Here is a 24,843-nt window from a genome sequence, read left to right on the forward strand (position 1 = left end):
GCGGGTGCGGGGAAGCGCAACCGCTAGTCCCGGGCGCACCGCGAGCGGGTCACGCCACACCGGCGTGGCCCGCTCGTCGTCTGTCGCCGAAGCCGGGTTTCGGCCGGCGTTCAAGGGAGAGCCTGGGGCGACGCCAGGCGAGAGCCTGGGGCGACGCCAGGCCGGCCCGAGCGGGAGGGCCGGGCTGGCGTCGTACCCGGAAGAAGGTTTAGAAGGTGTGCTCGGAGGCCGGGAACTCGCCGTTGCGGACCTCGTCGGCGAACTGGCGGGTGGCCGAGGTGAGAGCGCCGGCGAGATCGGCGTAGCGCTTGACGAAGCGAGGGGTCTTGCCGGTGCGCAGGCCGGCCATGTCCTGCCAGACCAGGACCTGGGCGTCGGTGTCCGGGCCGGCGCCGATGCCGACCGTCGGGATCGGCAGCTCCTTGGTGATCTGCTTGGAGACCTCGCCGGGGACCATCTCGAGGACCACGGCGAAGGCACCGGCGTCGGCGACCGCGCGCGCGTCCGAGATGACCTCGGCGCCCTCGTTCTCGCGGCCCTGGACGCGGTAGCCGCCGATCGCGTGTTCGCGCTGCGGGGTGAAGCCGATGTGTGCCATCACCGGGATGCCGGCGCCGGTGATCGCCTCGATCTGCGGGGCCATCCGCCGGCCGCCCTCCAGCTTGACCGCGTGGCAGCCGCCCTCCTTCATGAAGCGGACGGCGGTGCGCAGTGCCTGGGTGGGGCCCTCCTCGTAGCTGCCGAACGGCAGGTCGCCGACGATCAGCGCGGTCTTGGTGGCCCGGACCACGGCGCGGACCAGCGGCAGCAGTTCGTCGACGGTGACCGGGACGGTGGTCTCGTAGCCGAAGACGTTGTTGGCGGCCGAGTCGCCGACGAGCAGGACCGGTACGCCGGACTGGTCGAAGATCGACGCGGTGTACTGGTCGTAGGACGTGAGCATCGGCCAGCGGTCGCCGCGGACCTTGGCGTTGAGCAGGTCACGGGTACGGACCCGCCGGGTGGCCGGGCCGCCGTACAGGGTCGGAATCTCCGACATTTCGCCACTCTCCTCCCTCGAGGCCGCGTGATGCGGTCCCCGGGTAACGGGGAAATCGTCGCACCATCGCGGCTCTCAACCGAGGGGTCAGTGGAAGGTGTCACACCCATCCGACCGCCCCACCCGCCACCCTAGAGCGGACTAAAGGCATTACCTTCGCGAAACTTGTTGGTAATCGGCAGGCGACGATCGCGGCCGAACGCCTTGCCCGAGATCTTCGTCCCCGGGGCGGCCTGGCGGCGCTTGTATTCGGCGATGTCGACGAGGCGGAGCACCCGGTCGACCAGCGCGGGGTCGTTGCCGGCCGCGATCAGCTCGTCGCGGCCCAGGTCGTGGTCGACGTAGCCCTTGATGATCGGGTCGAGCACCTCGTAGTCGGGCAGCGAGTCCGAGTCCTTCTGGTCGGGGCGCAGCTCAGCGCTCGGCGGCTTGGTGATCGAGTTCTCCGGGATCGGCGGCTCGCCCTGGGTGTTCCGCCAGCGGGCGAGCTGCCAGACCATCGTCTTCGGTACGTCCTTGATCGGGTTGTAGCCGCCGACCGAGTCGCCGTAGAGCGTGGAGTAGCCGACCGCCAGCTCGCTCTTGTTGCCGGTGGTCAGCACCAGGTGGCCCTCCTGGTTGGAGAGCGCCATCAGGATCACGCCGCGGACCCGGGCCTGCAGGTTCTCCGCGGCCAGACCGGTCAGCGTCATGTTCGCCAGGAAGCCGTCGACCATCGGCTGGATCGGCTCGACGCGGTAGTTCAGGCCGGTCCGCTTGGCCAGGTCGGCGGCGTCGTCCTTGGAGTGCTCGGAGGAGTAGCCGCTGGGCAGCGAGACGGCGAAGACGCGCTCCGGGCCGAGGGCGTCGACCGCGATCGCCGCGACGACGGCCGAGTCGATGCCGCCGGAGAGGCCGAAGATCACCGAGGGGAAGCGGTTCTTGTTCACGTAGTCGCGCAGGCCGAGGACGAGGGCCTGCCAGACCTCCTGCTCGTCGCTGAGCCGCTCGGCGATACCGGCGCCCTGCGTTTCAGGGTTTTTGTCCATATTTTTCGGGATGAAAGACCGGATGATGCCGGGCAGGGGTGCCGGGTCGTCGTCGGCGGCGGCGGGCAGCTCCAGGTCGTGGACCAGCAGCTCCTCGACGAACTGCGAACCCCGGGCGAGCAGCGACCCGTCCGCCCCCACGATGATCGAGTCGCCGTCGAAGACCAGCTCGTCCTGGCCGCCCACCGCGTTCACGTAGGCCACGGCGGCCCCCGCCTCCACCGCGCGCCGCTGCACCAGGGGGAGGCGCAGGTCGTCCTTGTTCAACTCGTACGGCGAGGCGTTGATGTTGACGACCAGCCCGACCCCGGCCTGCCGTGCCGTGGTGAACGGGCCCCCGGCCTGCCAGACGTCCTCGCAGACGGTGAGCGCCACGTCCACCCCGCCGAGGCGTACCACGGTGAGGTCGTGGCCCGGCTCGAAGTAGCGGTCCTCGTCGAAGACCCCGTAGTTCGGCAGGTGGTGCTTGAAGTACGTGGCGGCCACCTCGCCCCGGAACAGCAGCGCGGACGCGTCCCGCCGGCCGCTGCCGGGGACCGCGTCGGAGCTGATCGCGGCCGGGCCGTCGGCGTCCACGTAGCCCACCACCACGGGGAGCTCGCCGAGCCCGTCGGCGGCCAGGTCGGCGGCGAGCGTGGCGAGGCCCCTGCGGGAAGCCTCGATGAAGGAGTTCCGGAAGACCAGGTCCTCGATCGGGTAGCCGGTCAGCATCATCTCCGGAAACGCGACCAGGTGTGCTCCGGCCTCCGCGGCGGCTCGTGACCAGCGGCGGATCGCGGCCGCATTGCCGGAAATGTCACCGACTGTCGAGTTCACCTGAGCGAGGGCGATACGCAGCGTGGGCATCCCTGCATTCTTCCCCACCGAGGGGGTTTCATTTACCGACCCGGACCGACGTCACAGGCTCTGGTCAGCGTAGTCTCGGCTCGATAGGTAAGTGGTCAGGCACCGGGACGAGGGGTGGAAGTGGACCGACAGCAGGAGTTCGTGCTTCGGACGCTCGAGGAGCGCGACATCCGTTTTGTTCGGCTCTGGTTCACCGATGTGCTCGGCACGCTGAAGAGCGTGTCGGTCGCCCCGGCCGAGCTCGAGTCGGCCTTCGAGGAGGGCATCGGCATCGACGGCTCGGCGATCGAGGGCTTCGCCCGGGTCTTCGAGTCCGACATGGTCGCCATGCCCGACCCGACGACCTTCCAGGTCTTCCCGTTCGAGGGCGGTGTCAGCGGCGAGAGCGCCCGGATGTTCTGCGACGTCCTGCTCCCGGACGGCAGCGCCGCGTGGGCCGACCCGCGCCACGTGCTGCGCCGCTCGCTGGCCAAGGCCGCGGAGAAGGGCTTCACCTTCTACACCCACCCCGAGGTCGAGTTCTTCCTCGTGCAGGACGGGCCGCTGGACGGCTCGGTGCCGGTCCCGGTGGACAGCGGCGGCTACTTCGACCACACCACCCACGCGGTGGCGCGCGACTTCCGCCGCCAGGCCGTGCTGGCCCTGGAGCGGATCGGCATCTCGGTCGAGTTCAGCCACCACGAGGTCGCGCCCGGCCAGCAGGAGATAGACCTGCGGTATGCGGACGCGCTGACCACGGCCGACAACATCATGACGTTCCGGCACGTGGTCAAGGAGGTGGCGCTCTCCCAGGGGGTCCGCGCGACCTTCATGCCGAAGCCGTACACGGACCAGCCGGGCTCCGGCATGCACACCCACCTCTCGCTGATGGAGGGTGAACGCAACGCGTTCTACGACAGCGAGGACCCGCAGAAGCTCTCCAAGACGGCCCGCGCGTTCATCGCCGGCCTCCTGGTGCACGCCCGGGAGTACACCGCGATCACCAACCAGTGGGTGAACTCGTACAAGCGGCTCTTCCCGCTGCAGCTGCCGGACCGGATCACCGAGTCGCCGGCGTTCGTCAGCTGGGGCCACCTGAACCGCTCCGCGCTGGTCCGGGTGCCCGCGTTCGGCAAGCCCAGCTCGGCCCGGGTCGAGGTCCGCTCGATCGACTCCGCGGCGAACCCGTACCTGGCGTTCGCGGTCATGCTCGGCGCCGGCCTCAAGGGCATCGAGGAGGGCTACGAGCTGCCCCCGGGCGCCGAGGACGACGTCTGGTCGCTCTCGCCGGCCGAGCGTAAGGCGGCGGGCTACGAGGCGCTGCCGGAGAACCTCTCCGAGGCGATCGACGTGATGGAGAAGTCCGAGCTGATCGCCGAGGTGCTCGGCGAGCACGTCTTCGAGTTCTTCCTCCGCAACAAGCGGGCCGAGTGGGAGCAGTTCCGCCGCGAGGTCACGCCCTACGAGCGCCAGCGGTACCTCGGCGCGCTGTAAACGCAGGTCAGCGGAGTGACGTAGTCCACAGAACGAACCGGATGCCGGTGGGATGATCCCACCGGCAATCGTTCACGAAGGCGGTGCTCCTTCAGGGAGCGCCGCCTTCGTGTTCTCCGCCACGGACACGCCAGAGGGCGGTGATCCGGATGGGGATCACCGCCCTCTGACCGGTTCAGCCGCCGTACGCGCGAGGTGGGGGCAACCCCGGCGTCCGGCGACCGACCTCTGGCGGCATCCGACGGGTGAAGTGCTCCCAACCCCGCCCGCCGGATGCCGGCTCGTCAGCCGTGCTGCTTGTCCGCGCCGCCGCTCGGCTCGACGGTGGCGCTCGCCGTCGGCTTCGGCTTCTCGCTCACGGCGCCGGACGGCTTGACGGCGTCGTGCGACGGACGGGTGCTCGGCGGGCTGAAGCTGCCGCTCGGGGTCGGGAACGCCGAACCGGACGGCTTCGGGAGCCGGGCACAGAACTTCTCGACGTGCTCGCGGTCCTTCTTGCCGGCCTGCTTGACCAGCTCGCCGAAGTGCGCGTCGTCCAGCGCCTGGCCGCGGTGGTCCTTGTCCTTGCCGTTGAACTCACGGCACAGGTCGGCGATCTTGGGCAGGGCCGACCCGGACGGCTTGGGCAGGGCCGAACCGGACGGCTTGGGCTTGGCCGAGTGGCTCGCGCTCGCCGAGGGCTTACCCTCGTGGATGGGGTTGGGCAGGGCGCCGGTGCTGGCGGCGAGGGCGACACCACCGACGGCGGCGGTGCTCGCGAACGCGATCGCGGCGACCTTGACGGTCAGCAGCTTGGCCAGCGTGATCTTCAACATCGAACGTCTCCGGGTGGGTACGGGTTCGGGGGAATGAGCGGCAGCCCGGAACGCGGCCATCACGGCCGTCTCCCCGGCGAGCTCCTGGTCCGTGGCGGGCGCCTTCGCCAGGGACAGCAGCTCGCCCAGAGGATCACCGGGGCGCAGGACGGTCCGGTCGCCCCGCAGCAGGCTCTCCGCGGTCTTCCGGTCCATCGGGCTCCGTCCCTCCTGGCTGCTCATCTCATCTCCTTCAGCGCCGCGGCCCGGATTTGTGTCACCGGTTTCGTCGCGGGTTTCGGGGATTTCTTCTCCGCAAGCCGGTTGGCCAGCTGTTTCAGCCCGCGATAGGCCGCGGTACGGACGGCCCCGGCGCGCTTGCCGAGGATGCTCCCGGTGGCCTTGGCGTCCAGTCCGACGACCACGCGCAGCATCACCGCCTCGGCCATGTCGGGCGGCAGCGTGGCGATCAGGGCCACCGCGGCGTCGGTCGAGACGAGCTCGATCGCGCGGTCGGCGGTGTCGTCGTCCGCGCGTACCGTAAGAAGTTGATCTTCGGTGGTGGTGGTGACCGGACGGCGGCGCTGCGCCCGCAGCAGGTCCATCGCGCGGTGCCGGGCTATCGTCGTGCTCCAGCCCCGGAAGTTGTCCCAGGTCCCGGCGAACGTCCGCAGATCCCGGGCGATCTGCAGCCACGCCTCCGAGGCCACGTCCTCCGCGTCCTCGCCGACCAGCACCCGCAGATAGCGCAGCAGCGCCGGCTGTTGCAGGCGATAGAGCTGCCGGAACGCGTCCTCGTCACCGCACTGCGCGTCGCGCACCACGGCGTCGAGGTCCTCCGGTGGCACCATGCGTTAGTCCTCCGTCCGGCCGGCGGGTGTGCCGGGCCCCATTCCTTCAGCGCCGGACGGCGAAGTTTTGTCACATCACCCCCGGTAGCGGTAGACCCGGTCGGCTACGGTCTGGGACGAAACGTCGATCACCAGGGGGAAACGTGCTGCAGGATCTGCTGGAGGGCGCCGGGCGCAGCATCGTGTTCGGTCTGATCGGGATCGGTCTGATGGCGGTCGGCTTCGTCCTGATTGACCTGCTCACCCCGGGAAAGCTCCGCGATCTGATCTGGACCGACCGGAACCCGAACGCGGCCCTGCTGCTCGCGGCGAACCAGCTCGGCATCGCCCTGATCGTCTTCACCTCGATCTGGACGACGTATGACAGTTTCGGTCAGGGCCTGGCGTCGACGGCGCTCTTCGGCCTGGTCGGCATCGGCATCATGGGCCTGGCGTTCCTGGTCCTGGACTGGATGACCCCGGGCAAGCTCGGCGAGGTCATCTGCACCCCGGACTATCACGGAGGCGCTCTGGTCAGCGCCGCCTCCCACTTCGGCGCCGCCCTCATAGTCTGCGCCTGCATCGCTTGAGACCACTTCTCCGGTACGCTCCCCGGCCCGCCCACCGCGCTCAAAAGGCGCCCCCGTCGAGGCACGCGACCTCCTGCCCGCTCCGGGCCGTCACGCGCCCCCGCTCCTGGCTGGTGCTCAGGGGTGCCTCGCTCCGCTTGAGGCACCCCTGAGCACCAGCCAAAACCCGTGGGCGCGCAACGGCCCGGGATGGGCGCGGGCCGGCGGGGGTGCCGTTTCTGTCGTACCCCCGGTCTAGGTTCGGGCGGTGAACCGTACCGATCGGCTCTACGCCGTCGTCGAGGAATTGCGCGCGGTGGCGCCGCGGCCGCGCAGTGCCCGCTGGCTGGCCGAGCGGTTCGAGGTGAGCACGCGCACCGTGGAGCGGGACATCTCGGCGCTGCAGCAGTCCGGCATCCCGATCTGGGCGGAGCCCGGCCGCACCGGTGGCTACTGCCTGGACCGATCGCACACGCTGCCCCCGGTCAACGTCACGCCGGAGGAGGCGGTGGCGATGGCGCTCGCCCTGCGCCGGCTGGACGGCACGCCGTTCCGGCAGGCGGCGGGGAGTGCGCTGCGCAAGCTGGTCGCGGTGATGCGCCCCGAGGAGGTGGCCACGGCGCAGGCCCTGGCGGAGCGGATCCACCTGGTCGGGGCCACCCCGCCGGCGACGATGCCGCGCCTGCCGGCCGGGGCGCTGCCGGTGGGCCGGGTGCTCCGGATCGCGTATGCGGACCGCTTCGGCGCCGGCACGCTGCGGGACATCGAGCCGCTGGGCTACGTCGGGCGTTCCGACCAGTGGTATCTGGTGGCCTGGTGCCGGCTGCGCGACTCGGTGCGGGTCTTCCGGACCGACCGGATCACCACGGTCATCCCGACCCGGGAGACGGCGCCGGCCCGCGAGCTCACCGACGCCGACCTGGACATCCCGGCCGGCCGTGCGGAGCGCTTGACGCTTGCGTGATCATTCTTCGATGACCATCGACTCGATCCGCCTGGAACCGGTCACCGCCGGGAACTGGCGGGACTGTGCCGCCCTCACCGTCCACCCCGAGCAGAAGGAGTTCGTCGCGGAGGTGACCTACTACCTCTGCATGTGTAGTTACGGCGACACCTGGAGCCCGCTCGCCGCGGTGCGTGGCGAGCGCGAGGTGGTCGGGTTCGCGATCTGGGGTGTGGACGACGACGGCAGCCGGTGGATCGGCGGGCTCGTGGTGGACGCGAAGCACCAGCGGCAGGGCATCGGCGGCGCGATCGTCCGGCAGCTCCGGGAGCGGCTGATCGCCGAGCCGGGGACGCCGAACGTGGCGCTGAGCTACCGGCCCGCGAACGAGGGCGCCCGGCGGTTGTACCTGGCGCTGGGCTTCGTGGAGACCGGTGAGACCGAGGACGACGAGGTGGTCGCCCGCTGGACACCGGCCTCCTGATCGTTTCCGGTCGGCGCCGGCCCTACCGGTCGGCGCCGACCCGGATCAGGGGCGGGCCGGCGGCGTGAAGACGCCGAAGAGGTTGCCGGCCGGGTCGGTGAGGCGGGCGAAGACCAGGCCGCTCGCCTCGCGCTGCGGGCCGACCAGCACCGTGCCGCCCTTCCCCTCGGCCTGGCGGCACACCTCGGCGGTGTCCGCGACGACGATCAGGAAGATCGCCTGCTGCGGCGCCTTCCCGCCGGTGCCGTAGAAACCGCCGAGCGGCGCCCCGCCGTCCGGCCCGGTGACGATCCGGTACGGGTTCCCGTCCGGCCCCACCGAGTCGTCGTCGTCCGCGAACGTCCAGCCGAACAGCTCGCCGTAGAACTTCTCGGTCTCCGCCGGCCGGTCCGCGCCGACCTCGATCCACCCGATCATGATCTTCCCTCCATCAAGAAAAGCTGACGGGGAGAACTCTGGCGGCGGTCCTCGACAACGTCCTGTCGGTGTTTGCCGGGGCATCACCCGATAGCCTCAACAGGTGAGCACCGCACTTGTCATCGAGAACGATCCGTCCGACGACCTCCGCCGACTCGGGGACTGGCTCACCGAGGCCGGCCTGGAGCTCACCGTGCTCCGCCCGTACGCGGGAGATCCCCTCCCGGAGACCCTCGACGACTTCGTGGCGCTGGTCGTGCTCGGCGGTGACCAGAACGCGTACCCGGACGTGGCCACCGGCGCCCCCGGCGCGCCCTGGTTCCCGGCGCTGGAGGGGCTGCTGCGCAAGGCGACCCGGCACCGGGTGCCCACGCTCGGCGTCTGCCTCGGCGGCCAGCTGCTCGCCCACGCGCACGGCGGCCGGGTGGAGCGCAGCACCGCCGGCCCGGAGATCGGTCCCGGCCTGGTCGGCAAGCGCGACGCGGCCGACGACGACGTGCTCTTCAGGTGGGTGCCGCTGCTGCCCGACGTGATCCAGTGGCACCGTGACGAGATCACCGCGCTGCCGCTGAACGCGACGCTGCTGGCCGCCTCGAGTAACTATCCGCACCAGGCGTTCCGGATCGGCGACCGGGCCTGGGGCCTCCAGTTCCACATCGAGTGCGACGCCGCGATGATCGAGGACTGGACCCGGAGCGGGGCGGCCGACCTGGCCGAGCTCGGGTACGACCCGGAGGCCGTGGTGCTGGCCGTCGCGAACGTGTTGCCCGACGTCGAGGAGGTCTGGCAGCCGTTCGCCGTCCGGTTCGCCTCGCTGGCGCTCGGCACGCTCCCGGAGAGCCGGACCCTGCCGCTGCTGGGCCACTGACATGACGCGGCCCACCCGACTGTCCCGGTACGGCTTCGCCGACAACGGTGCCTCCGCGGCCGACCTGCTCGGCGCCTCCGGCCTGCGGCTCTGGGACGCCGGGCACGGGCCGGCCGGCACCGACGCCGCCGAGCTGATCCACGTGCTCTCCCGGGCCGCCGACCCGAACCTGGCGCTGCGCCAGCTGCACCGGCTGGCCGATTCGGTCTCCCGGGCCGCCGAGCGGGCGGGCGGCGCGCGCCCCACCGGGCCGGGCGGCGAGATCATCGACAACGAGGCGGTCCGCGAGCTGATCGGCGAGCTCCACCGGGACCACGGCCTGCGGCGCCGGCTGGTCGCCGTGCTCGGGGCGTCCTCCGCGCTCGGCGATCACCTGGTCGCCAACGAGCAGGAGTGGCGCACCCTGGCGACCAGCAAGAGCGGGCTGCCGCCGGACCCGGAGGGGCACCTGGAGCTGGAGTCGCCGACCGTACCGGCGCTGCGGAGGGCGTACCGGATAGCGCTCCTGAGGATCGCGGCGGCCGACCTGACCGGTGGCCGGGGGCTGGAACCGACCATGGCCGCGCTCTCCACGCTCGCCGACGAGACGTTGGCCGCGGCGTACGCGATAGCCGTCGCCGGCCTCCCGGAGAGCGTGCCCGAGCCGCGCCTCGCGGTGGTGGCGATGGGCAAGTGCGGCGGGAACGAGCTGAACTACGTCTCCGACGTGGACGTGATCTTCGTGGCCGCCGGTGACGAGGACCTGCAGGCGGGCACCACGGTGGCGGCCCGGCTGATCGAGATCTGCGGGCAGGTGGCCTGGCCGGTGGACGCGGCGCTGCGCCCCGAGGGTAGCCGTGGCCCGCTGGTCCGGACGCTCGCCAGCCACCAGGCGTACTACCGGCGGTGGGCGCGGACCTGGGAGTTCCAGGCGCTGCTCAAGGCCCGTCCGGCGGCCGGCGACACGGCCCTCGCGCAGGAGTGGCTGGCCGACCTGGAGCCGCTGATCTGGCACGCGGCGGAGCGGCCCGAGGCGGTCGCCGACGTCCGGGACATGCGCCGGAAGATCATCGACAACGTGCCGCCCAAGGAGGTGGCGCGGGAGATCAAACGCGGTCCGGGCGGTCTGCGCGACATCGAGTTCGCGGTCCAGCTGCTGCAGCTGGTGCACGGGCGGGTCGACGAGACACTCCGGCTGCCGGGCACCCTGCCGGCCCTGCGTGCGCTGGTCGCCGGCGGCTACGTCGGCCGCCAGGACGGCGAGACGCTGCTGCGCGGGTACCGCTTCCTGCGCGCGGTCGAGCATCGACTTCAACTTCAACATCTCCGGCGTACGCACACCGTGCCGGACGAGCCGGAGGGCCTGCGCTGGCTCGCGGCCGCGCTCGGGTACACCGCGCTCCCCGGCCAGGACGCCGTCGAGGCGTTCCGTTCCGACTGGGTCGGCCACGCTGCCAACGTCCGCCGCCTGCACGTCAAGCTGCTCTACCAGCCACTGCTGGAGGCGGTCGCCCGGGTGCCCGCCGAGGCGCTGCGGATGACCCCGGCCTCGGCCCGCAAGCGGCTGGAGATACTCGGCTTCGCCGACCCGGCCGGTGCGCTGCGGCACCTGGAGGCGCTGACCGGCGGGGTCACCCGCACCTCGGCGATCCAGCGGACGCTGCTCCCGATGCTGCTGGAGGACTTCGCGGACGCGCCGGAACCGGACCGCGGCCTGCTCAACTACCGGCACGTCTCCGACAAGCTGGGCAGCACGCCCTGGTACCTCCGGCTGCTCCGGGACGGCGGCCCGGTCGCCCGTCGCCTGGCCCGGGTGCTCAGCCTCTCCCGGTACGCGACCGACCTGCTCACCCGCGACCCGGAGGCGCTGCGCCTGCTCGCCGACGACGCCGAACTGCGGCCCCGCTCCCGGGAGAAGCTGCTGGACGGCTTCGCCGCGGCCGCCGAGCGCCACGCCGACGACCCGGTCGCCGCGATCGCCGCGGTCCGCGCGCTGCGCCGCCGCGAGCTGTTCCGGCTGGCCTGCGCCGACATCCTGCGCCACGGCGGAACCCTGGCCCCGGCCCAGCCGCTCGACGTCGACACGGTCGGCAAGGCCCTCTCGGACGTCACCGACGCCACGCTGAACGCCGCGCTGCAGATCGCCCGCCGGGTCAAGCCGGGCCCACCCGGGCTCCGCTTCGCGATCATCGGGATGGGCCGCCTCGGCGGGTACGAGATGAGCTACCCCTCCGACGCCGACGTGCTCTTCGTCTACGACGGCTCGGACGACGGCGCCGCCGCGCACGCGATCGCCGAGGAGCTACGCCGGCTGCTCAACGCGCCCGCACCGGACCCGGCGCTCGGCATCGACGCCGACCTGCGCCCCGAGGGGCGGCAGGGCCCGCTGGTCCGGAGCCTCCCGGCGTACCAGCAGTACTACGCGCGCTGGTCGAAGGTGTGGGAGGCGCAGGCGCTGCTCCGGGCCCGGTTCGTCTGCGGCGATCTCGCGCTCGGCCGGGCGTTCGAGGCGCTCGCCGACACCATGCGGTACCCCACCGGTGGGCTGACCCGCGAGCAGGTGATCGAGATCCGCCGGATCAAGGCCCGGGTGGAGACCGAGCGGCTGCCCCGGGGCGCCGACCCGAACACGCACACCAAGCTGGGGCGGGGCGGGCTGGCCGACGTCGAGTGGGCGGTCCAGCTGATGCAGCTGCGGCACTCGCACGAGCTGGCCGGGCTGCGGTGCACCCGTACGCTGGAGGCGCTCGACGCGGAGGTCGAGGCCGGTCTCGTCGAGGTGGCCGACGCCGAGGCGATGGCCGCCGGGTGGACGCTGGCGGCCGAGGTGCGCAACGCGCTGACCCTGGTCCGGGGGCGGCCCACCGACCAGATCCCGGCGCACGGTGTCGAGCTGGCCGGCGCGGTCCTGCTGCTCGGCGGCGGCGACCCGGGCGAGTTCGTCGACCGCTACCTGCGGATCACCCGGCGCTCCCGGGCCGCGATGCAGCGGGTGATGGAGAGCTAGCCGGCGTGCGCCGCCGCGATCACCTGGGTGAGCGAGGCGTGCAGCGTCTGCAGGTCCTCGACCGGCATGCCGAGACGGGCCACCACGGCCGGCGGGATCTTCTCGGCCTCGGCCCGCAGCGCCCGCCCGGCCTCGGTCAGCGTGATCGCCAGGCTGCGCTCGTCGGCCGGATCCCGCTGACGGGTCAGGTAACCGATCGACTCCAGGCGCTTGAGCAGCGGCGACAGCGTGCCCGGGTCGAGCGCCAGCAGCTCGCTGAGCCGGCGCACGGAGAGCGGCGAGTCACCCCAGAGCGCGAGCATCACCAGGTACTGCGGGTGGGTCAGGCCCATCGGCTCCAGCAGCGGCCGGTAGATCGCCACCACACTGCGGGCCGCGACCGACAGCGCGAAGCAGACCTGTCGTTCGAGAGCCAGCGGATCATCACTCACTTGCGATTCCCCTCAAGTCACGGGCTATCCTACCAATAGTTGGGGTACCAACAGTTAGCCCACCAACTGACCGAGGAGAGCGTCGTGGCCAAGTTTCAGGATCGGTTCGCGGCCTGGTTCCACGAGACCTTCGACGACGTGTGGTTCCGCTCGATGATCGGGCCGGCCCAGGTCAAGGGCGCGGTCCAGGGCTGTGACGAGGGTGCCCGCGAGCAGTGGAAGCGTGACATCGAGAACCGCAAGCGGATCACCCGCGAGCAGCGGGACCGCAAGCGTGCCGAGCGGGCGGCCCGGTCAGCTGGATAGCGTGTACCGGCCGGCGGCCGGGACCCGCAGCACGACCCCGTCGCCGTCCCGGACGACCTCGGCGCCGCCGGTGGCGCGCAGCCAGCGGTACCAGTGGACCCGGAGCGGGATGTCGCCCGCTGCCGGGGCGTCCAGGGTGATCGCGGCGGCGGTCTGCCGGACCAGGGCCGCCGGTGCCGCGACGATCGGGGCCGGTTCGGACACTCGGTAGAGGCGCCAGTGCTCGCCGGACCAGACCTCGGTCAGGTAGGGGAGCCCGGCGGCGATCAGCGCGGCCTCGGCGCTGCCCGGCCAGGCGAGCTCGGCGTCCGGGACCGCGACGAACTGGACGGCCCGCTCGGTCAGCCAGGTGCGGTAACTCTCCGTGGTCAGCGCGACACCGGTGCCGCTCGCGCCGGGCACCGTGGTGAAGAAGAGCGGGTTCCGGTCGATGTCGGCCTGCCGCAGCCAGCCGCGGGCCAGGGGGACGTCGCCCATCCGGGCCGCCTCCCAGTAGTCCCTGGTCGACGGGATCTCCAGCCGTCCGGTGAGCGTCTCCCGGGCGAGACGGTCCCGCAGCGGGGTGAAGTAGCCGGCCTCCGCGGTCGGGTTCCCGATGTCCCGGACGTCGTTCGTGACGATCGGTGGCTGCCACCAGAACGTGATCACGAGTAGTGCCGGGACGATCCGGGGCGAGAGGCGTACATAGCCCGCCAGCACCGGGAGGGCGAACATCACCGCGAGGCGGGTGGCGTTGAGGCCGACCGGGGTGTGGATCAGGGCGGACGCGAGCACCCCGGCCGAGGAGAGCAGCGCGCCGATCCGGATCGGACGGACCGGGACGAGCAGCGCCACGACGAGCCCGGTGACGACCGCGTGCAGCGTGTCGGTCCGGCTGATGTTCATCCACCCGCCGTCCCCGAAGAGCAGCACGCTCGCCGCGAGCGGCACGGCCGCCCCGGCACCGACGGCGAGTGCCCCGCCCCACCGCTCCGGCTGGACCCTAGGGGTGTCCGGGCCGGGTCGAGACACCCGTGGGAGCCAGCCAGTGAGCGTGGGCGTGCGTCGTGGCTGGTGCTCAGGGGTGTCCGGGGCGGGTCGAGACACCCGTGGGAGCCAGCCGGAGAGCAGGAGCGCGGCGGCGGCCAGGCCCAGGAAGAGACCGGCGACCGGGCTGGTGGCGGAGGTCAGGGCGGCGAAGAGCCCGGCGATCCACCGGAAGCGCGCCGCCTGGGTGAGCGCGACCAGGGCGGCGAGGCCGAAGCAGACGCCGAGGCCGTACGTGACCCGGCCGCTGATCAGGTTGCCGGCGACGGCGAGGACGCCGAGCGCCGCGCCCAGGGCGGGGCGCTCGGCGGCCGTCCGGCGCAGCAGCACGGTGAGCAGCACCGCGCCGGCGACCAGGGTGAGCGCGCCGGTGACGCGGACGCCGAGCACGGCCATCACCGGCTGGGAGACCAGGCTGTAGCCGAGCTGATCGACGCCGGAATACCAGCGCAGGTCGATCGGGGTGTACCCGTGCGCCGCGAAGAAGGCGGCGCGGGCGGTCTGGGCGGCCAGGTCCGAACCCATCGGCGGGGCCAGGAGGTAGCCGCCGGCCAGCGCCGCCGACACCAGCGCGATGATCCATTCCAGCCGGTGCCGTGCCCACATCCCGCCGACCATACCGGGTTGACCGGGGGTAGCAGCGCGTCACGGTAGGGTCATCGCCATGCCCCGTCCGCTCCTCGTCCGCCTCACGGGGCTCGCAGGTAGCAGCCTGTTGGCCGGGGCCGCCTATCTCGGCGGGGCGCGCGACCCGTGGGAACCGACGGTGACGCCGCGCACCGTCCTGGCCGGGGAGAACGGCGTGCTGCTGCCGCTGCTCTGGCTCGGCGGGACGCTCCTGCTGATCGGCGCGTGGCTGGCCGGACGGCGGGTGGTGCCCTCGGTGCGGTGGGCCTGGACGACGGCCGCTCTCTGGGCGCTGCCGCTGCTGCCGGTCCTGCCGCTGGGCAGCTACGACGTCTACTCGTACGCCTGCCAGGGCTGGCAGCAGGCCACCGGGCTCGACCCGTACGCCCAAGGGGTCGGCGGTTGTCCCTGGAGCGAAGCGGTCGCACCCACCTGGCGTGCCTCGACGGCGCCCTACGGTCCGGTCTTCCTCATCCTGGCGGCGGGCGCGGTGAAGCTGGGCGGCTCGCTGACCGGGACCGTCGCGCTGCTGCGGCTGATCGCGGTGCTCGGCGTGATCGCGATCGGCTGCTCTCTGCCGAGGCTGGCGCGACGGGCCGGTGTGCCGCCGGAGCGCGCGGTCTGGCTGGTGATCGCGTGTCCGCTGGTGCTGATCCATCTGGTCTCCGGCGCGCACAACGAGGCGGTGATGGTCGCGCTGCTGACCGGCGGCCTGGCGGTGGCGCTGAGCGGCGGTGCCCTGCTGGCCGGCGTGCTGGTCGGGCTGGCCATCGGGGTCAAGGCGACGGCAGGGGTGGTGCTGCCCTTCGCGATCCTCCTGATTCCCGGCTCGCGGTGGCGGGCGGCCCTGCTGGTGGCCGGTGGGGCGATCGGCGCGCTCGCGGTGGTCTCGATCGGCTCGGGACTCGGCCTGGGCTGGCTCTCCGGGCTCACCGGCAGCGGCGTCTCGGTGCAGTGGACCTCGCCGCCGACCGCGATCGGGATGACCCTGGAACTGCTCGGCGTGCCGCACGCGGTCACCGCGACCCGGGTCGCCGGGATGATCGCCCTGGCGTTCGTGCTGCTCAGGCTCTGGATCTCCGCTTTCCAGGGCAGAGATCCTTTCGTGTACGCCGGTTACGCGCTGGCCGCCACGGTGGTTCTCGCCCCGGTCTTCCATCCCTGGTACGCGCTCTGGCCCCTCGCCGTGCTGGCCGCCGTCCCGCTCCGGGACACCCGGTGGCTGGTCGTGCCCTGCGCGGTGGCCGCCGCGCTCTGCCTCCCGGACGGCTACAACCTGGCCCTGGCCACCAAGGCGCAGGGCGCGATCGGCATGACCGTGCTCGCCGGTTATCTAGCGTGGAAAGCTCTTCATGAAACGAATCGCGACTCTCGCCGGCCTGGTGTTGATCACTCTGGGGATCCTCTACCTGGCCGAGGCGCGTAACGAGTTCTTCGACTCGAAGGTCTACTACGGCGCGGTGCAGTACTGGTTCCGCGACCACGGGATGGTCTACGACTGGCTGCGCCCGGAGACCCCGTACGGGTTCACCTACCCGCCCTTCGCCGGTCTGGTCATGTTCCCGATGGCGTACCTGCCGTTCGAGGCGGTGGTGGTCTGCGCCACGCTCGCCACGGTGGCCACCACGGCCGTGCTGACCTGGTGGTTCGCCGGTCCGCTGATCCGCCGGCAGGGCTGGACCACGTGGTTCGCGCTCGCCGTCACGATCTGCTTCGCGATCAGCTTCGAGCCGGTCCGGGAGACGCTCACCTTCGGGCAGGTCAACACACTGCTGCTCACCCTGGTCGCCGGGGACATGCTGCTCGGCCTGGCGAAGGGGCGCCGCTGGGCCGGGGTCGGGATCGGGCTGGCCACCGCGATCAAGCTGACCCCGGGCGTCTTCATCCTCTACCTGCTGATCGCCCGGCGCTGGCGGGCGGCGGCCACCGCGATCGGCACCGCGACCGGGGCTACCCTGCTGGCCGGGGCGATCTTCCCGGACCAGTCCCGGGAGTTCTGGACGTCGGCGCTCTGGGACACCAACCGGGTCGGGCTGCTCTACTTCCTCTCCAACCAGTCCGAGCGCGGGTTCCTGGCCCGGCTGCCGATCGAGACCGTGGAGGCGAAGGTCTGGGCGGCGTGTGTGCTGGTCACGCTGGGGTTCTGGGCGTGGCGCGTGCGCCGGGCGCCGGACGACGTGATGGGTGGGCTGGCGCTGACCGGGGTGCTGGGGTGCCTGATCAGCCCGGTGACCTGGATCCACCACTGTGTCTGGTTGATGCCCGCGCTGTGGCGTACCTTCGACGTCGGCCTGACCTTGAGGCATCGCGGATTCCTGGGTCTGTCGCTCGCCGCCTACCTCTGGATGACCTCGCGGATCACCTGGATCTGGGAGAACCGGCCGCGCCCGCCGCTGGAACTGATCGGCGGGAATGCATATGTGTGGTTCAGTCTGGCTCTGCTGGTCTGGACACCCGTCGATACCCGCCGTTCGGCTGTCGTCCACGAGGCGGACAAGATCAGCGCGTAGGCAGAGGCCATGCTCCTACGCACGGTGGTCGCCTCGGTTCTGGTCCTGGCCTCTCCCGCGTCCGCACACGGCCGTGACGCTGGTTTTCGTCGGCTCTCGACATTTCCGGTATATCTGAATTCGTCCATCGATGACACCGCGTCGGCCGAGATCTCCACGGTCACCGAGGACGGCCGGACGGTCGTCTACACCGACAGCCCCGGCAGGCGGATCGGGTTCGTCGACATCACCGATCCGTCCCGCCCGGCCGCGCGGGGGACGCTCGCCGTCGGTGGCGAGCCGACCTCGGTGGCGCACCTCGGGCGGCTGCTGCTGGCCGGGGTGAACACCAGCGCCTCGAAGACGGATCCGTCCGGCAAGCTGGTCGTGGTCGACGCCACCACCCGGGCCGTGGTCCGGGAGCTGGACCTGGGCGGGCAGCCGGACTCGGTCGCGGTCGCGCCGAGCGGCCGCTACATCGCGGTCGCCATCGAGAACGAGCGGGAGGACGACGGCCCGCTCGGCGTCACGCCGCCCGGCTATCTCTCGGTGATCGACACCAGGTCCTGGACGGTCGCGAAGGTCGACCTGACCGGGCTGGCCGCCGACCCGGAGCCGGAGTACGTCAGCGTCAACTCCCGTGACGAGGCCGTCGTCTCGCTGCAGGAGAACAACCGGCTCGCGGTGGTGTCGCTCGCCTCCCGCACGGTCGTCCGCTCCTTCGACGCGGGCACCGTCACCGTGAACGGCGTCGACACCCTCGACGACGACCGGATCTCGCTGACCGGGTCGATCACCGCGAAGCGGGAGCCGGACGGGGTCACCTGGATCACCGACGACCTCTTCGCCACCGCGAACGAGGGGGACTACGAGGGCGGCACGCGCGGCTGGTCGGTCTTCTCGGCCCGGACCGGCACGGTCGTCTGGGACGCGGGCGACACGCTGGAGCACATCGCCGTCTCGTACGGGCAGTATCCGGACAAGCGCTCGGACGCCAAGGGCATCGAGCCGGAGAACGTGGCGTTCGCCTCCTTCCGCGGCGTCCCGTACGTTCTCGTCAACGCGGAGCGGGGGAACTTCACCGCGGTCTACGACGTGTCGAACCCGCGGTCGCCGCGATTCGTCCAGCTCCTGCCGACGACGAACGCGCCCGAGGGAGTGGTGGCCGTACCCGCACGGAATCTGATCGTGGTCTCCTCCGAAGAGGACGACGCCGCGATCGGGATCCGCGGCACCGTGCAGGTGTACGGGTTCGGTACTCCGGCCGGCACGCGGCTCCACTCGGTGGACGACATCCCGTTCGGCACGCTCTCGGCGCTCTCGGCGGTGCCCGGCACGACGAACCGGCTGGTCTCGGTGACCGATGCGGCCTACTCGCCGACGCGGATCCTCGGGCTCTCCACGAGCGGGGTCGTCGACTCCCAGCTGACCGTCACCAGGAACGGCGAGCCGGTCGGCTACGACGCCGAGGGCCTGGTGGCGCGGAAGGGCGGCGGCTACTGGCTGGCCGTCGAGGGCACCGGCGCGGGAAAGGAGCCGAACCTTCTGGTACGCCTGACCGCGGCCGGCGAGGTGCGGGAGGAGATCCCGCTCTCCGCCGACGTCGCGAACGCGGTGACCGGCAACGGGCTGGAGGGCGTCGCGGAGGCCGGCACGTCGGTCTGGGTCGCGGTGCAGCGCACGATCAAGGGCGACCCGGCCGGCACGAACCGGATCGGGCGCTACGACACGGTCACCGGGACCTGGTCGTGGCTGCTCTACCCGGCGGACGTCGCGCCGGTCGGCTGGAGCGGGCTCTCCGAGATCGTCGCGGTCGACGCGGACACCTTCGCGGTGATCGAACGGGACAACCAGCGGGGCACCCTCGCGTCGATCAAGAGGATCTACCGGTTCGACGTACCGGCCACCTGGACCGGCATCCCGATGGTGACCAAGACCCTGGTCGCGGACGTGCTGCCGAACCTGACCGCGGACAACGGCTGGGTGCAGGACAAACTGGAGGGACTGGCGATCGCCGGAGACGGCCGCTGGTACGCCGTGACCGACAACGACGCGATCGACGACGCCACCGGCGAGACGGTGTTCCTGGATCTCGGCAAGCTTCGCTGACACCGCCCCGGCGCTCGTATCAGCGCCGTGTCAGCGGCGGGGGTCACGGTGGCGGCATGGGATATGACACCTCCACCGCGATCCTCGCCGAGGGGCTGGTGAAACGCTTCGGCGCCACCACCGCCCTGAACGGCGTCGACCTCGCGGTACGCACCGGCACCGTCCTCGGCCTGCTCGGGCCGAACGGCGCCGGCAAGACCACCGCGGTCCGGGTGCTGGCCACCCTGATCCGCCCGGACGCCGGGCACGCCACGGTCGGCGGCTTCGACGTCGTCCAGCAGGCACACCAGGTCCGCGAGCTGATCGGCCTGACCGGCCAGTACGCGTCGGTCGACGAGACGCTCACCGGTACCGAGAACCTGATCATGATCGGCCGTCTGCTCGGGCTGTCCCGCGCCTCCTCCCGGCAGCGGGCACGCGACCTCCTGGACCGCTTCGACCTGGTGGCCGCCGCCGACCGCGCGGCCGGCCGGTACTCCGGCGGCATGCGGCGCCGCCTCGACCTGGCCGCCAGCCTGGTCGGCGATCCGCGGCTGCTCTACCTGGACGAGCCGACCACCGGACTCGACCCGCGCAGCCGCAACGACGTCTGGGAGATCATCCGTGGCCTGGTCGCCGGGGGGACGACCGTGCTGCTCACCACCCAGTACCTGGACGAGGCCGACCAGCTGGCCGACGAGATCGTGGTGATCGACCACGGCCGGGTGATCGCCACCGGCACGCCGGAGCAGCTCAAGGCCCGGACCGGAGCACAGACCCTCGCGGTACGCCCGTCCGCCCCGGACGACCTCGCCGCGCTGAAGGACGCGGTCGGGCGGGTCGCCGCGGGCCCGGTCGACGTCGCCGCCGACGTGATCACGGCGCCGGTCGCCGAACCCGGAGCCCTCACCCGCCTGGTCCGCGACCTCGACGAGCAGGGCCTGACCGTGGCCGAGCTCTCGCTGCGCAGCCCCAGCATGGACGAGGTCTTCCTGAGCCTGACCGGAGCCCCCGCATGACCACGATGGCGCTGCGCAACACCGGGACGCTGGCCTGGCGGACCCTGGTGCAGATCAAGCACAACCCGTTCGAGCTGATGGACTTCAGCATCCAGCCGGTGATGTTCCTGCTGCTCTTCACGTACGTCTTCGGCGGCGAGATCGCCGGGAGCCCGAAGGAGTACCTGGCCTTCGCCCTTCCCGGCATCATCGCCCAGAACCTGATCATCTCCACGATGAACACCGGCGTCGGCCTGAACACCGACATCAGCAAGGGCGTCTTCGACCGTCTCCGTTCCCTCCCGATCGCCCGTTTCTCCCCGCTCGCCGGCCGGATCGTCGCCGACGTGATCAAGCAGGCCTGGGCGGTCTGCCTGCTGCTCGCCTTCGGCGCCCTGCTCGGTTACCGGATCACCACCGGCCCGCTGCAGGTGCTCGCGGTCTTCGGCCTGCTGCTCACCTTCGCGATGGCCGTCTCCTGGGCGTCGGTCCTGATCGCGATGCTGGTCAGCTCCCCGGAGAAGGTCCAGATCTTCGGCTTCACGCTCTTCTTCCCGCTCACCTTCGCCAGCGGCGCCTTCGTCCACCCGGCGAGCATGCCGGGCTGGCTGCAGGGCTTCGTCAAGGTCAACCCGACCACGCTGCTCGCCGACGCGGTCCGCGGCCTGCTCACCGGCGGCCCGGTCGCCACCCCGGTCACTCAGTCACTGCTCTGGGCCGCAGGTTTCCTGCTGATCTTCGCTCCTCTCTCGGTCCGCGCCTTCCGCCGCCGGATCTAGCCCGGCGGCCTCCGTCGCCGGTTGCAGTCCGGCGGCCGCCAGCGCCGTCGGGATGGTCACCTCGTCGCCCCGGTGGAAGGCCGTCGCGAAGTCCGTGCCGCCCAGGGTGGCGCGGACTTCGCGTTCCACCGCGTCGGCGTCGCTGACCGTGTGGTCCACCGAGCCGCGTACCGCGACCGCCGCGCCGAGCAGCCGGGCGGCTCCCGCCGGGTCGCCCTCGCGGACCAGCAGATCGGCGAATCCGACCAGCACCTGCGCGATCACCGGGGAGTCCATCGACTCGACCGCGATGCGCAGCGCCCGCTCGTGCTGTGTGCGCGACGCGCCCAGGTCTCCCGCCGCCCCCTCGACCAGCCCCAGCGTGCTGCTCGCCATCGCCTTGAACTGTGGTGCGAGCGTGGTGTGCTCGATCAGCCCGACGGTGAGCTCGATCTCGCGCCGTGCCTCGTCCAGCCGGCCCTCGGCCCGGGCGATCGTCGCGCAGGCGTGGTGCACCGAGCCCATCACCTCCGGGATGCCGATCTCGAGCGCGTGCCGCCGGGCCTGCTTGAGCACCCGGTGCGCCTCCTCGCGCTCCCCGGCCAGCCAGAGCTGGTGGGCGAGCTTGGCGCCGATCTGCGGCAGGTCCTCCCGGATGCCCACCTCCTCGACCAGCGCGAGTGCCTCCCGCTGCCAGCCCACCGCCCGGCCGAAGTCACCACCGGCCGCGGTGAGGTCGGCCAGCGCGCTCAGCGTGAACCCGACACCCCACCGGTCGCCGACCGCCCGGAACCCGTCGAGCGCCGCGCGCAGGTCGGCCTCGGCGGTCTCGGCCGGCTCGCCGAAGTTGAGCCGGACCTGCCCGGTGATCATTCGGGCGATCGCGCGCAGCCAGGGGTCCGGGTCCTCGTAGAGCGCCGCGGCGAACTCCAGCACCGTCTCGTGCTCCGGCGACGAGTAGAGCGCCGAGACCGGTCCGAGCAGCCGCAGCCCCGGATGCCCGTCGGTGATCGGCTCGGCGAGCTCGCGGGCCCGGTCGAAGAACGTCTTGACCTCGGTGAAGCCCAGCTGCCCCTCGACGCCGTTGAGCGCGGCCAGGGTGTATGCCAGGGCCAGCTCCTCGTCGTCCGCCGGGCCGTCCAGCGCGATCGCGTCCAGGCAGAGCGCGGTGCCCTCGGTCCGGTGCCCGCAGAGCCACCAGTACCACCCCAGGTTCGCGACCAGCGCGATCGCCGTCGCCCGGTCACCCGCCGCGATCGCCGCTCGTACCATGGCGTGCGAGTTGTCGTGCTCGGTCCGCAGCCGTGCCATCCAGACCAGCTGCTCGCCGGTCCGCAGGTGCGGCTCCGCCTCCCGGGCCAGCGCCAGCAGCCACCCGGCGATCGCCCGGCGCATCGGCTCGCTCTCGCCGGCCTCGGCCAGCCGTTCCAGGCCGTACTCCCGGATCGTCTCGAGCATCCTGTACCGCCCGTCCGGGCCCAGGACCAGCAACGACTTGTCGACCAGCGCGCCGAGCAGATCCAGGTCGCCGTCGCAGACCTGCTCGACCGCGGCGACGTCGGCGCCGCCCGGGAACGCCGCGAGCCGCCGCCACAGCCGCTGCTCCGGCTCGGAGAGCAGGTCCCAGCTCCAGTCCACCACCGCGCGCAGTGTCTGGTGCCGGGGCAGCGCCGTCCGGCTCCCGCCGGTGAGCAGCCGGAACCGGTCGGTCAGCCGGTCGGCGAGGACCGCCGGCGGCAGCGTCCGGAGCCGGGCCGCGGCCAGCTCGATGGCGAGCGGCATGCCGTCCAGGGCGCGGCAGACCCGGACCACGTGCCCCGCGTTCCCGTCGGTCAGGGCGAGCCCGGCAGCCCGGTCCAGCAGCAGCCGCACCGCGGGATAACCGGCAGCCGTGGTCGCGTCCGCGTCCGGCGGTGGCAGCTCCAGCGGCTCGACCGGGTAGAGCCGCTCACCCGGGATGCCCAGCGGCTCCCGGCTGGTGGCGAGCAGGCGGAGTCCCGGCGCGGCCCGCAGCATCACGTCGGCGACCTCGGCTGCGGCCTCGATCAGGTGCTCGCAGTTGTCCAGGACGAGCAGCATCTCGCGCCCGGCCACCGCCTCCCGGAGCCGGACCAGCGTGTCCTTGCGCGCGCCGAGCACCACCCGGTCCTGGTGCGGCAGCGAGGTGAGAACGGCCTGCGGGACCTCGGCGGGATCGCGTACCGGAGCGAGCTCGACCCGCCACACCTCACCCGGCAGCCGGCCGCCGACCTCGACCGACAGGCGGGTCTTCCCGCTGCCGCCCGGACCGCTCAGGGTGACCAGCCGGTGCGCGCCGATCAGCCCGCGCACCGCGCCGACGTCGGCCTCTCGCCCGACGAAACTGCTCAGCTCGGCCGGCAGATTCCGGCGTGGCGTGTCCGGCCGTTCCCGCAGCAGCTCGCGGTGCAGTGTGGACAGCTCGGCCGACGGATCGGCGCCGAGCTGCTCGGCCAGCCGCCGCCGGGCCGCCTCGAAGACCTCCAGCGCCCGCCCCGGACTGCCGTCCCGTCGCAGCGCCCGGATCAGCAGCGCGACCAGCGGCTCGTCCAGTGGGTGCGCGGCGACCAGCCCCTCCAGCTCGGGGACCACGTCGCGATGCCGCATCTCGGCGGCGAGCCACGCCTTCCGCGCGGCGAGCCGCAGCCGTTCCAGCCGGATCGCGTCGGCCCGTGCCGCCTCCGGGAACTCCGGCTCCCCGCGCCACAGCCCGAGCGCTCCGCCCGGATCGGCGTCCGCCAGCCGCGCGAACCGGTGCGCGTCCACCCGATCCGGATCCAGGACCAGGCGATACCCGGCCGGGACCGCGTCGACGCGCAGCTCCGGGAGAGCACGCCGCAGCCGGGAGATCAGTGACTGCAATGCGTTCGGCGCACCGGCGGGTGGCTCGTCATCCCAGACGCCGTCGATCAGCCGCTCGGTGGAGACCACCCGCCCCGCGTCCAGGGCGAGCAGGACCAGCAGCGCGCGCAGCCGGGCCCCGGCGACCGGCACCGGTCGGCCGTCGTCGCCGAGCACCTCGAGTGGCCCGAGCAGCGCGATGTTCACGGGTCGAATTCTGCCTGCTTCCGTGGTCGCCGGACAGCCTGCCTGCCTGGTGTGCGGGTACCGGATAACCCCCGGGGGTTGGCTAGAGTCTTCCGGCGTGGAGTTCGAGGTGATGGCCGGAACACCTGGTCTGACGCTGGATCAGGTCGCGCACATCCTGGTACCGGGCCGTGGCCGCGCCGCCGACGGTTTCGGCATCACGCCCGAGGGCGCCGAGCGGGTCGCCGTCGCGGCAGCCCTCTTCGCCGAGGTCGTCGCCGCGCGGGACGGCGTGGTCGTCTGCTCCGGCTACAAGTCCCCGTCCGACCTCACGGGAGCGCCGTGGACCACGCCGGAGGCGCCCGGTGAGATCTTTCAGGGCCGGCCCGAGGCCGACGCGATGGTGGCCGAGCTGATCGCTTCCGGTCTCGCTTCCTCGCGCGTACGTCCGGAGCGCCATTCGCTGGACACCGTCACCAATCTCCTGCGCTCCGAGCACGAGGGCCACTTCGGCGACGCCCGCCCGGTCGCGATCGTCTCGCACCGCTCCCACCTGCGCCGCATCCTGTCGGTGATCGCCCCACGGACGCTGCGCCGGCCGTACCTCGGGGTGGCCGTCCCGCGCCCGGACACCCCGCCGAGCCGCCTGGTGACCCTGGCCAGCCTGATCGCCTGCGTCGGCCTGCCCACCGACCCGTCCCGCGCGATCGCGGCGGCCACCCGGCGTTCCGAGCTGCTCTGGTCCGCGACCCGCCCCTTCCCACGGTCGTGACATACCCGCCCGATGCCGAACGTCGT

At 72.2% G+C, this 24,843-nt stretch carries 21 protein-coding genes; 13 read left to right on the forward strand and 8 right to left on the reverse strand.

Translation table 11 applies throughout. The features are described 5' to 3' along the window. Nucleotides 1–208: 208 nt before the first annotated feature. Complete coding sequence (gene panB / locus AB0M08_RS21665) at nucleotides 209–1,039, reverse strand: 3-methyl-2-oxobutanoate hydroxymethyltransferase (RefSeq protein ID WP_364495930.1); 831 nt, start codon at nucleotides 1,037–1,039, stop codon at nucleotides 209–211. A gap of 131 nt (nucleotides 1,040–1,170) precedes the next feature. Then, a complete protein-coding gene (locus AB0M08_RS21670) occupies nucleotides 1,171–2,913 on the reverse strand; it encodes an NAD+ synthase (protein WP_364495933.1) in 1,743 nt (580 codons plus the stop codon). A 120-nt stretch (nucleotides 2,914–3,033) separates the two neighbouring features. Here AB0M08_RS21670 and AB0M08_RS21675 point away from each other — a divergent pair, with 120 nt between their 5' ends. Then, the gene (locus tag AB0M08_RS21675) at nucleotides 3,034–4,386 is read left to right on the forward strand and encodes a glutamine synthetase family protein (protein ID WP_364495936.1); all 1,353 of its coding nucleotides are present in this window, start codon (nucleotides 3,034–3,036) and stop codon (nucleotides 4,384–4,386) included. A gap of 284 nt (nucleotides 4,387–4,670) precedes the next feature. On the opposite strand, the gene AB0M08_RS21680 is transcribed toward AB0M08_RS21675, so the two are convergent. Together AB0M08_RS21680 and AB0M08_RS21685 are read right to left on the reverse strand one after the other, a co-directional pair. Next, nucleotides 4,671–5,423, reverse strand: coding sequence for a hypothetical protein (locus AB0M08_RS21680; protein ID WP_364495938.1), 753 nt, complete (start codon nucleotides 5,421–5,423; stop codon nucleotides 4,671–4,673). Next, the gene (locus AB0M08_RS21685) at nucleotides 5,420–6,031 is read right to left on the reverse strand and encodes an RNA polymerase sigma factor (RefSeq protein ID WP_364495941.1); all 612 of its coding nucleotides are present in this window, start codon (nucleotides 6,029–6,031) and stop codon (nucleotides 5,420–5,422) included. Before AB0M08_RS21685 ends, AB0M08_RS21680 begins: the two co-directional genes overlap by 4 nt. A gap of 143 nt (nucleotides 6,032–6,174) precedes the next feature. On the opposite strand from AB0M08_RS21685, the gene AB0M08_RS21690 reads away from it, so the two are divergent. The 3 genes from AB0M08_RS21690 (at nucleotide 6,175) to AB0M08_RS21700 (ending at nucleotide 8,006) form a co-directional block, all read left to right on the forward strand. Beyond that, nucleotides 6,175–6,600 (forward strand): DUF350 domain-containing protein, encoded by a 426-nt coding sequence (locus tag AB0M08_RS21690; RefSeq protein WP_364495944.1) that lies wholly within the window; start codon nucleotides 6,175–6,177, stop codon nucleotides 6,598–6,600. A gap of 247 nt (nucleotides 6,601–6,847) precedes the next feature. Next, nucleotides 6,848–7,543 (forward strand): YafY family protein, encoded by a 696-nt coding sequence (locus tag AB0M08_RS21695; protein ID WP_364495947.1) that lies wholly within the window; start codon nucleotides 6,848–6,850, stop codon nucleotides 7,541–7,543. Nucleotides 7,544–7,553: 10 nt separating this feature from the next. Beyond that, entirely contained in the window at nucleotides 7,554–8,006 is a 453-nt protein-coding gene (locus tag AB0M08_RS21700; RefSeq protein ID WP_364495950.1) for a GNAT family N-acetyltransferase, read from the forward strand. Nucleotides 8,007–8,051: 45 nt separating this feature from the next. Here the strand turns inward: AB0M08_RS21700 and AB0M08_RS21705 are convergent, their stop codons facing one another. Beyond that, nucleotides 8,052–8,423, reverse strand: coding sequence for a VOC family protein (locus AB0M08_RS21705; RefSeq protein WP_364495953.1), 372 nt, complete (start codon nucleotides 8,421–8,423; stop codon nucleotides 8,052–8,054). A 103-nt stretch (nucleotides 8,424–8,526) separates the two neighbouring features. Here AB0M08_RS21705 and AB0M08_RS21710 point away from each other — a divergent pair, with 103 nt between their 5' ends. Both AB0M08_RS21710 and AB0M08_RS21715 read left to right on the forward strand, forming a co-directional pair. After that, nucleotides 8,527–9,291, forward strand: coding sequence for a type 1 glutamine amidotransferase (locus AB0M08_RS21710; RefSeq protein WP_364495956.1), 765 nt, complete (start codon nucleotides 8,527–8,529; stop codon nucleotides 9,289–9,291). Between the two features lies 1 nt (nucleotide 9,292). Continuing rightward, nucleotides 9,293–12,277 carry a bifunctional [glutamine synthetase] adenylyltransferase/[glutamine synthetase]-adenylyl-L-tyrosine phosphorylase gene (locus tag AB0M08_RS21715; RefSeq protein ID WP_364495959.1) on the forward strand — a complete coding sequence of 995 codons (2,985 nt, stop codon included), beginning with the start codon at nucleotides 9,293–9,295 and terminating at the stop codon, nucleotides 12,275–12,277. On the opposite strand, the gene AB0M08_RS21720 is transcribed toward AB0M08_RS21715, so the two are convergent. Continuing rightward, nucleotides 12,274–12,708 (reverse strand): MarR family transcriptional regulator, encoded by a 435-nt coding sequence (locus AB0M08_RS21720; protein WP_364495962.1) that lies wholly within the window; start codon nucleotides 12,706–12,708, stop codon nucleotides 12,274–12,276. The two genes, AB0M08_RS21715 and AB0M08_RS21720, sit on opposite strands and share 4 nt — an antisense overlap. 84 nt (nucleotides 12,709–12,792) lie before the next feature. Here AB0M08_RS21720 and AB0M08_RS21725 point away from each other — a divergent pair, with 84 nt between their 5' ends. After that, a complete protein-coding gene (locus tag AB0M08_RS21725) occupies nucleotides 12,793–13,014 on the forward strand; it encodes a hypothetical protein (protein ID WP_364495965.1) in 222 nt (73 codons plus the stop codon). On the opposite strand, the gene AB0M08_RS21730 is transcribed toward AB0M08_RS21725, so the two are convergent. Continuing rightward, nucleotides 13,003–14,646 carry a hypothetical protein gene (locus AB0M08_RS21730; protein ID WP_364495968.1) on the reverse strand — a complete coding sequence of 548 codons (1,644 nt, stop codon included), beginning with the start codon at nucleotides 14,644–14,646 and terminating at the stop codon, nucleotides 13,003–13,005. The two genes, AB0M08_RS21725 and AB0M08_RS21730, sit on opposite strands and share 12 nt — an antisense overlap. A gap of 58 nt (nucleotides 14,647–14,704) precedes the next feature. On the opposite strand from AB0M08_RS21730, the gene mptB reads away from it, so the two are divergent. From mptB to AB0M08_RS21755, 5 genes are read left to right on the forward strand one after another with little or no spacing between them, the layout of a single operon-like run. Beyond that, nucleotides 14,705–16,093 (forward strand): polyprenol phosphomannose-dependent alpha 1,6 mannosyltransferase MptB, encoded by a 1,389-nt coding sequence (gene mptB, locus AB0M08_RS21735; protein ID WP_364495970.1) that lies wholly within the window; start codon nucleotides 14,705–14,707, stop codon nucleotides 16,091–16,093. Next, complete coding sequence (locus AB0M08_RS21740; RefSeq protein WP_364495973.1) at nucleotides 16,050–17,177, forward strand: glycosyltransferase 87 family protein; 1,128 nt, start codon at nucleotides 16,050–16,052, stop codon at nucleotides 17,175–17,177. Before mptB ends, AB0M08_RS21740 begins: the two co-directional genes overlap by 44 nt. 9 nt (nucleotides 17,178–17,186) lie before the next feature. Further along, nucleotides 17,187–19,265 carry an esterase-like activity of phytase family protein gene (locus AB0M08_RS21745; protein WP_364495975.1) on the forward strand — a complete coding sequence of 693 codons (2,079 nt, stop codon included), beginning with the start codon at nucleotides 17,187–17,189 and terminating at the stop codon, nucleotides 19,263–19,265. 56 nt (nucleotides 19,266–19,321) lie between these two features. Continuing rightward, nucleotides 19,322–20,263, forward strand: a complete 942-nt coding sequence (locus AB0M08_RS21750) for an ATP-binding cassette domain-containing protein (protein WP_364495978.1) — start codon at nucleotides 19,322–19,324, stop codon at nucleotides 20,261–20,263. Next, nucleotides 20,260–21,021, forward strand: coding sequence for an ABC transporter permease (locus AB0M08_RS21755; RefSeq protein ID WP_364495981.1), 762 nt, complete (start codon nucleotides 20,260–20,262; stop codon nucleotides 21,019–21,021). Before AB0M08_RS21750 ends, AB0M08_RS21755 begins: the two co-directional genes overlap by 4 nt. Here AB0M08_RS21755 and AB0M08_RS21760 read toward each other — a convergent pair. Next, a complete protein-coding gene (locus tag AB0M08_RS21760) occupies nucleotides 20,947–24,066 on the reverse strand; it encodes a BTAD domain-containing putative transcriptional regulator (RefSeq protein ID WP_364495983.1) in 3,120 nt (1,039 codons plus the stop codon). The two genes, AB0M08_RS21755 and AB0M08_RS21760, sit on opposite strands and share 75 nt — an antisense overlap. 97 nt (nucleotides 24,067–24,163) lie before the next feature. Between AB0M08_RS21760 and AB0M08_RS21765 the strand changes: the two genes are divergently transcribed. After that, a complete protein-coding gene (locus AB0M08_RS21765; protein WP_364495986.1) occupies nucleotides 24,164–24,817 on the forward strand; it encodes an ElyC/SanA/YdcF family protein in 654 nt (217 codons plus the stop codon). Nucleotides 24,818–24,843: the final 26 nt, after the last annotated feature.

Origin of the sequence: Actinoplanes sp. NPDC051851 (assembly GCF_040681165.1) — a bacterium.
In the GTDB taxonomy this organism is placed as follows: domain Bacteria; phylum Actinomycetota; class Actinomycetes; order Mycobacteriales; family Micromonosporaceae; genus Actinoplanes.

What these genes read in the sequence shown, in the direction of transcription:
- AB0M08_RS21670 (WP_364495933.1), bottom strand. Translation starts at nt 2,913, where the DNA reads ATGCCCACGCTGCGTATCGCCCTCGCTCAGGTGAACTCGACAGTCGGT.
- mptB (WP_364495970.1), top strand. Translation starts at nt 14,705, where the DNA reads ATGCCCCGTCCGCTCCTCGTCCGCCTCACGGGGCTCGCAGGTAGCAGC.
- AB0M08_RS21705 (WP_364495953.1), bottom strand. Translation starts at nt 8,423, where the DNA reads ATGATCGGGTGGATCGAGGTCGGCGCGGACCGGCCGGCGGAGACCGAG.
- AB0M08_RS21750 (WP_364495978.1), top strand. Translation starts at nt 19,322, where the DNA reads ATGGGATATGACACCTCCACCGCGATCCTCGCCGAGGGGCTGGTGAAA.
- AB0M08_RS21730 (WP_364495968.1), bottom strand. Translation starts at nt 14,646, where the DNA reads ATGTGGGCACGGCACCGGCTGGAATGGATCATCGCGCTGGTGTCGGCG.
- AB0M08_RS21715 (WP_364495959.1), top strand. Translation starts at nt 9,293, where the DNA reads ATGACGCGGCCCACCCGACTGTCCCGGTACGGCTTCGCCGACAACGGT.
- panB (WP_364495930.1), bottom strand. Translation starts at nt 1,039, where the DNA reads ATGTCGGAGATTCCGACCCTGTACGGCGGCCCGGCCACCCGGCGGGTC.
- AB0M08_RS21685 (WP_364495941.1), bottom strand. Translation starts at nt 6,031, where the DNA reads ATGGTGCCACCGGAGGACCTCGACGCCGTGGTGCGCGACGCGCAGTGC.
- AB0M08_RS21755 (WP_364495981.1), top strand. Translation starts at nt 20,260, where the DNA reads ATGACCACGATGGCGCTGCGCAACACCGGGACGCTGGCCTGGCGGACC.
- AB0M08_RS21745 (WP_364495975.1), top strand. Translation starts at nt 17,187, where the DNA reads ATGCTCCTACGCACGGTGGTCGCCTCGGTTCTGGTCCTGGCCTCTCCC.
- AB0M08_RS21680 (WP_364495938.1), bottom strand. Translation starts at nt 5,423, where the DNA reads ATGAGCAGCCAGGAGGGACGGAGCCCGATGGACCGGAAGACCGCGGAG.
- AB0M08_RS21700 (WP_364495950.1), top strand. Translation starts at nt 7,554, where the DNA reads ATGACCATCGACTCGATCCGCCTGGAACCGGTCACCGCCGGGAACTGG.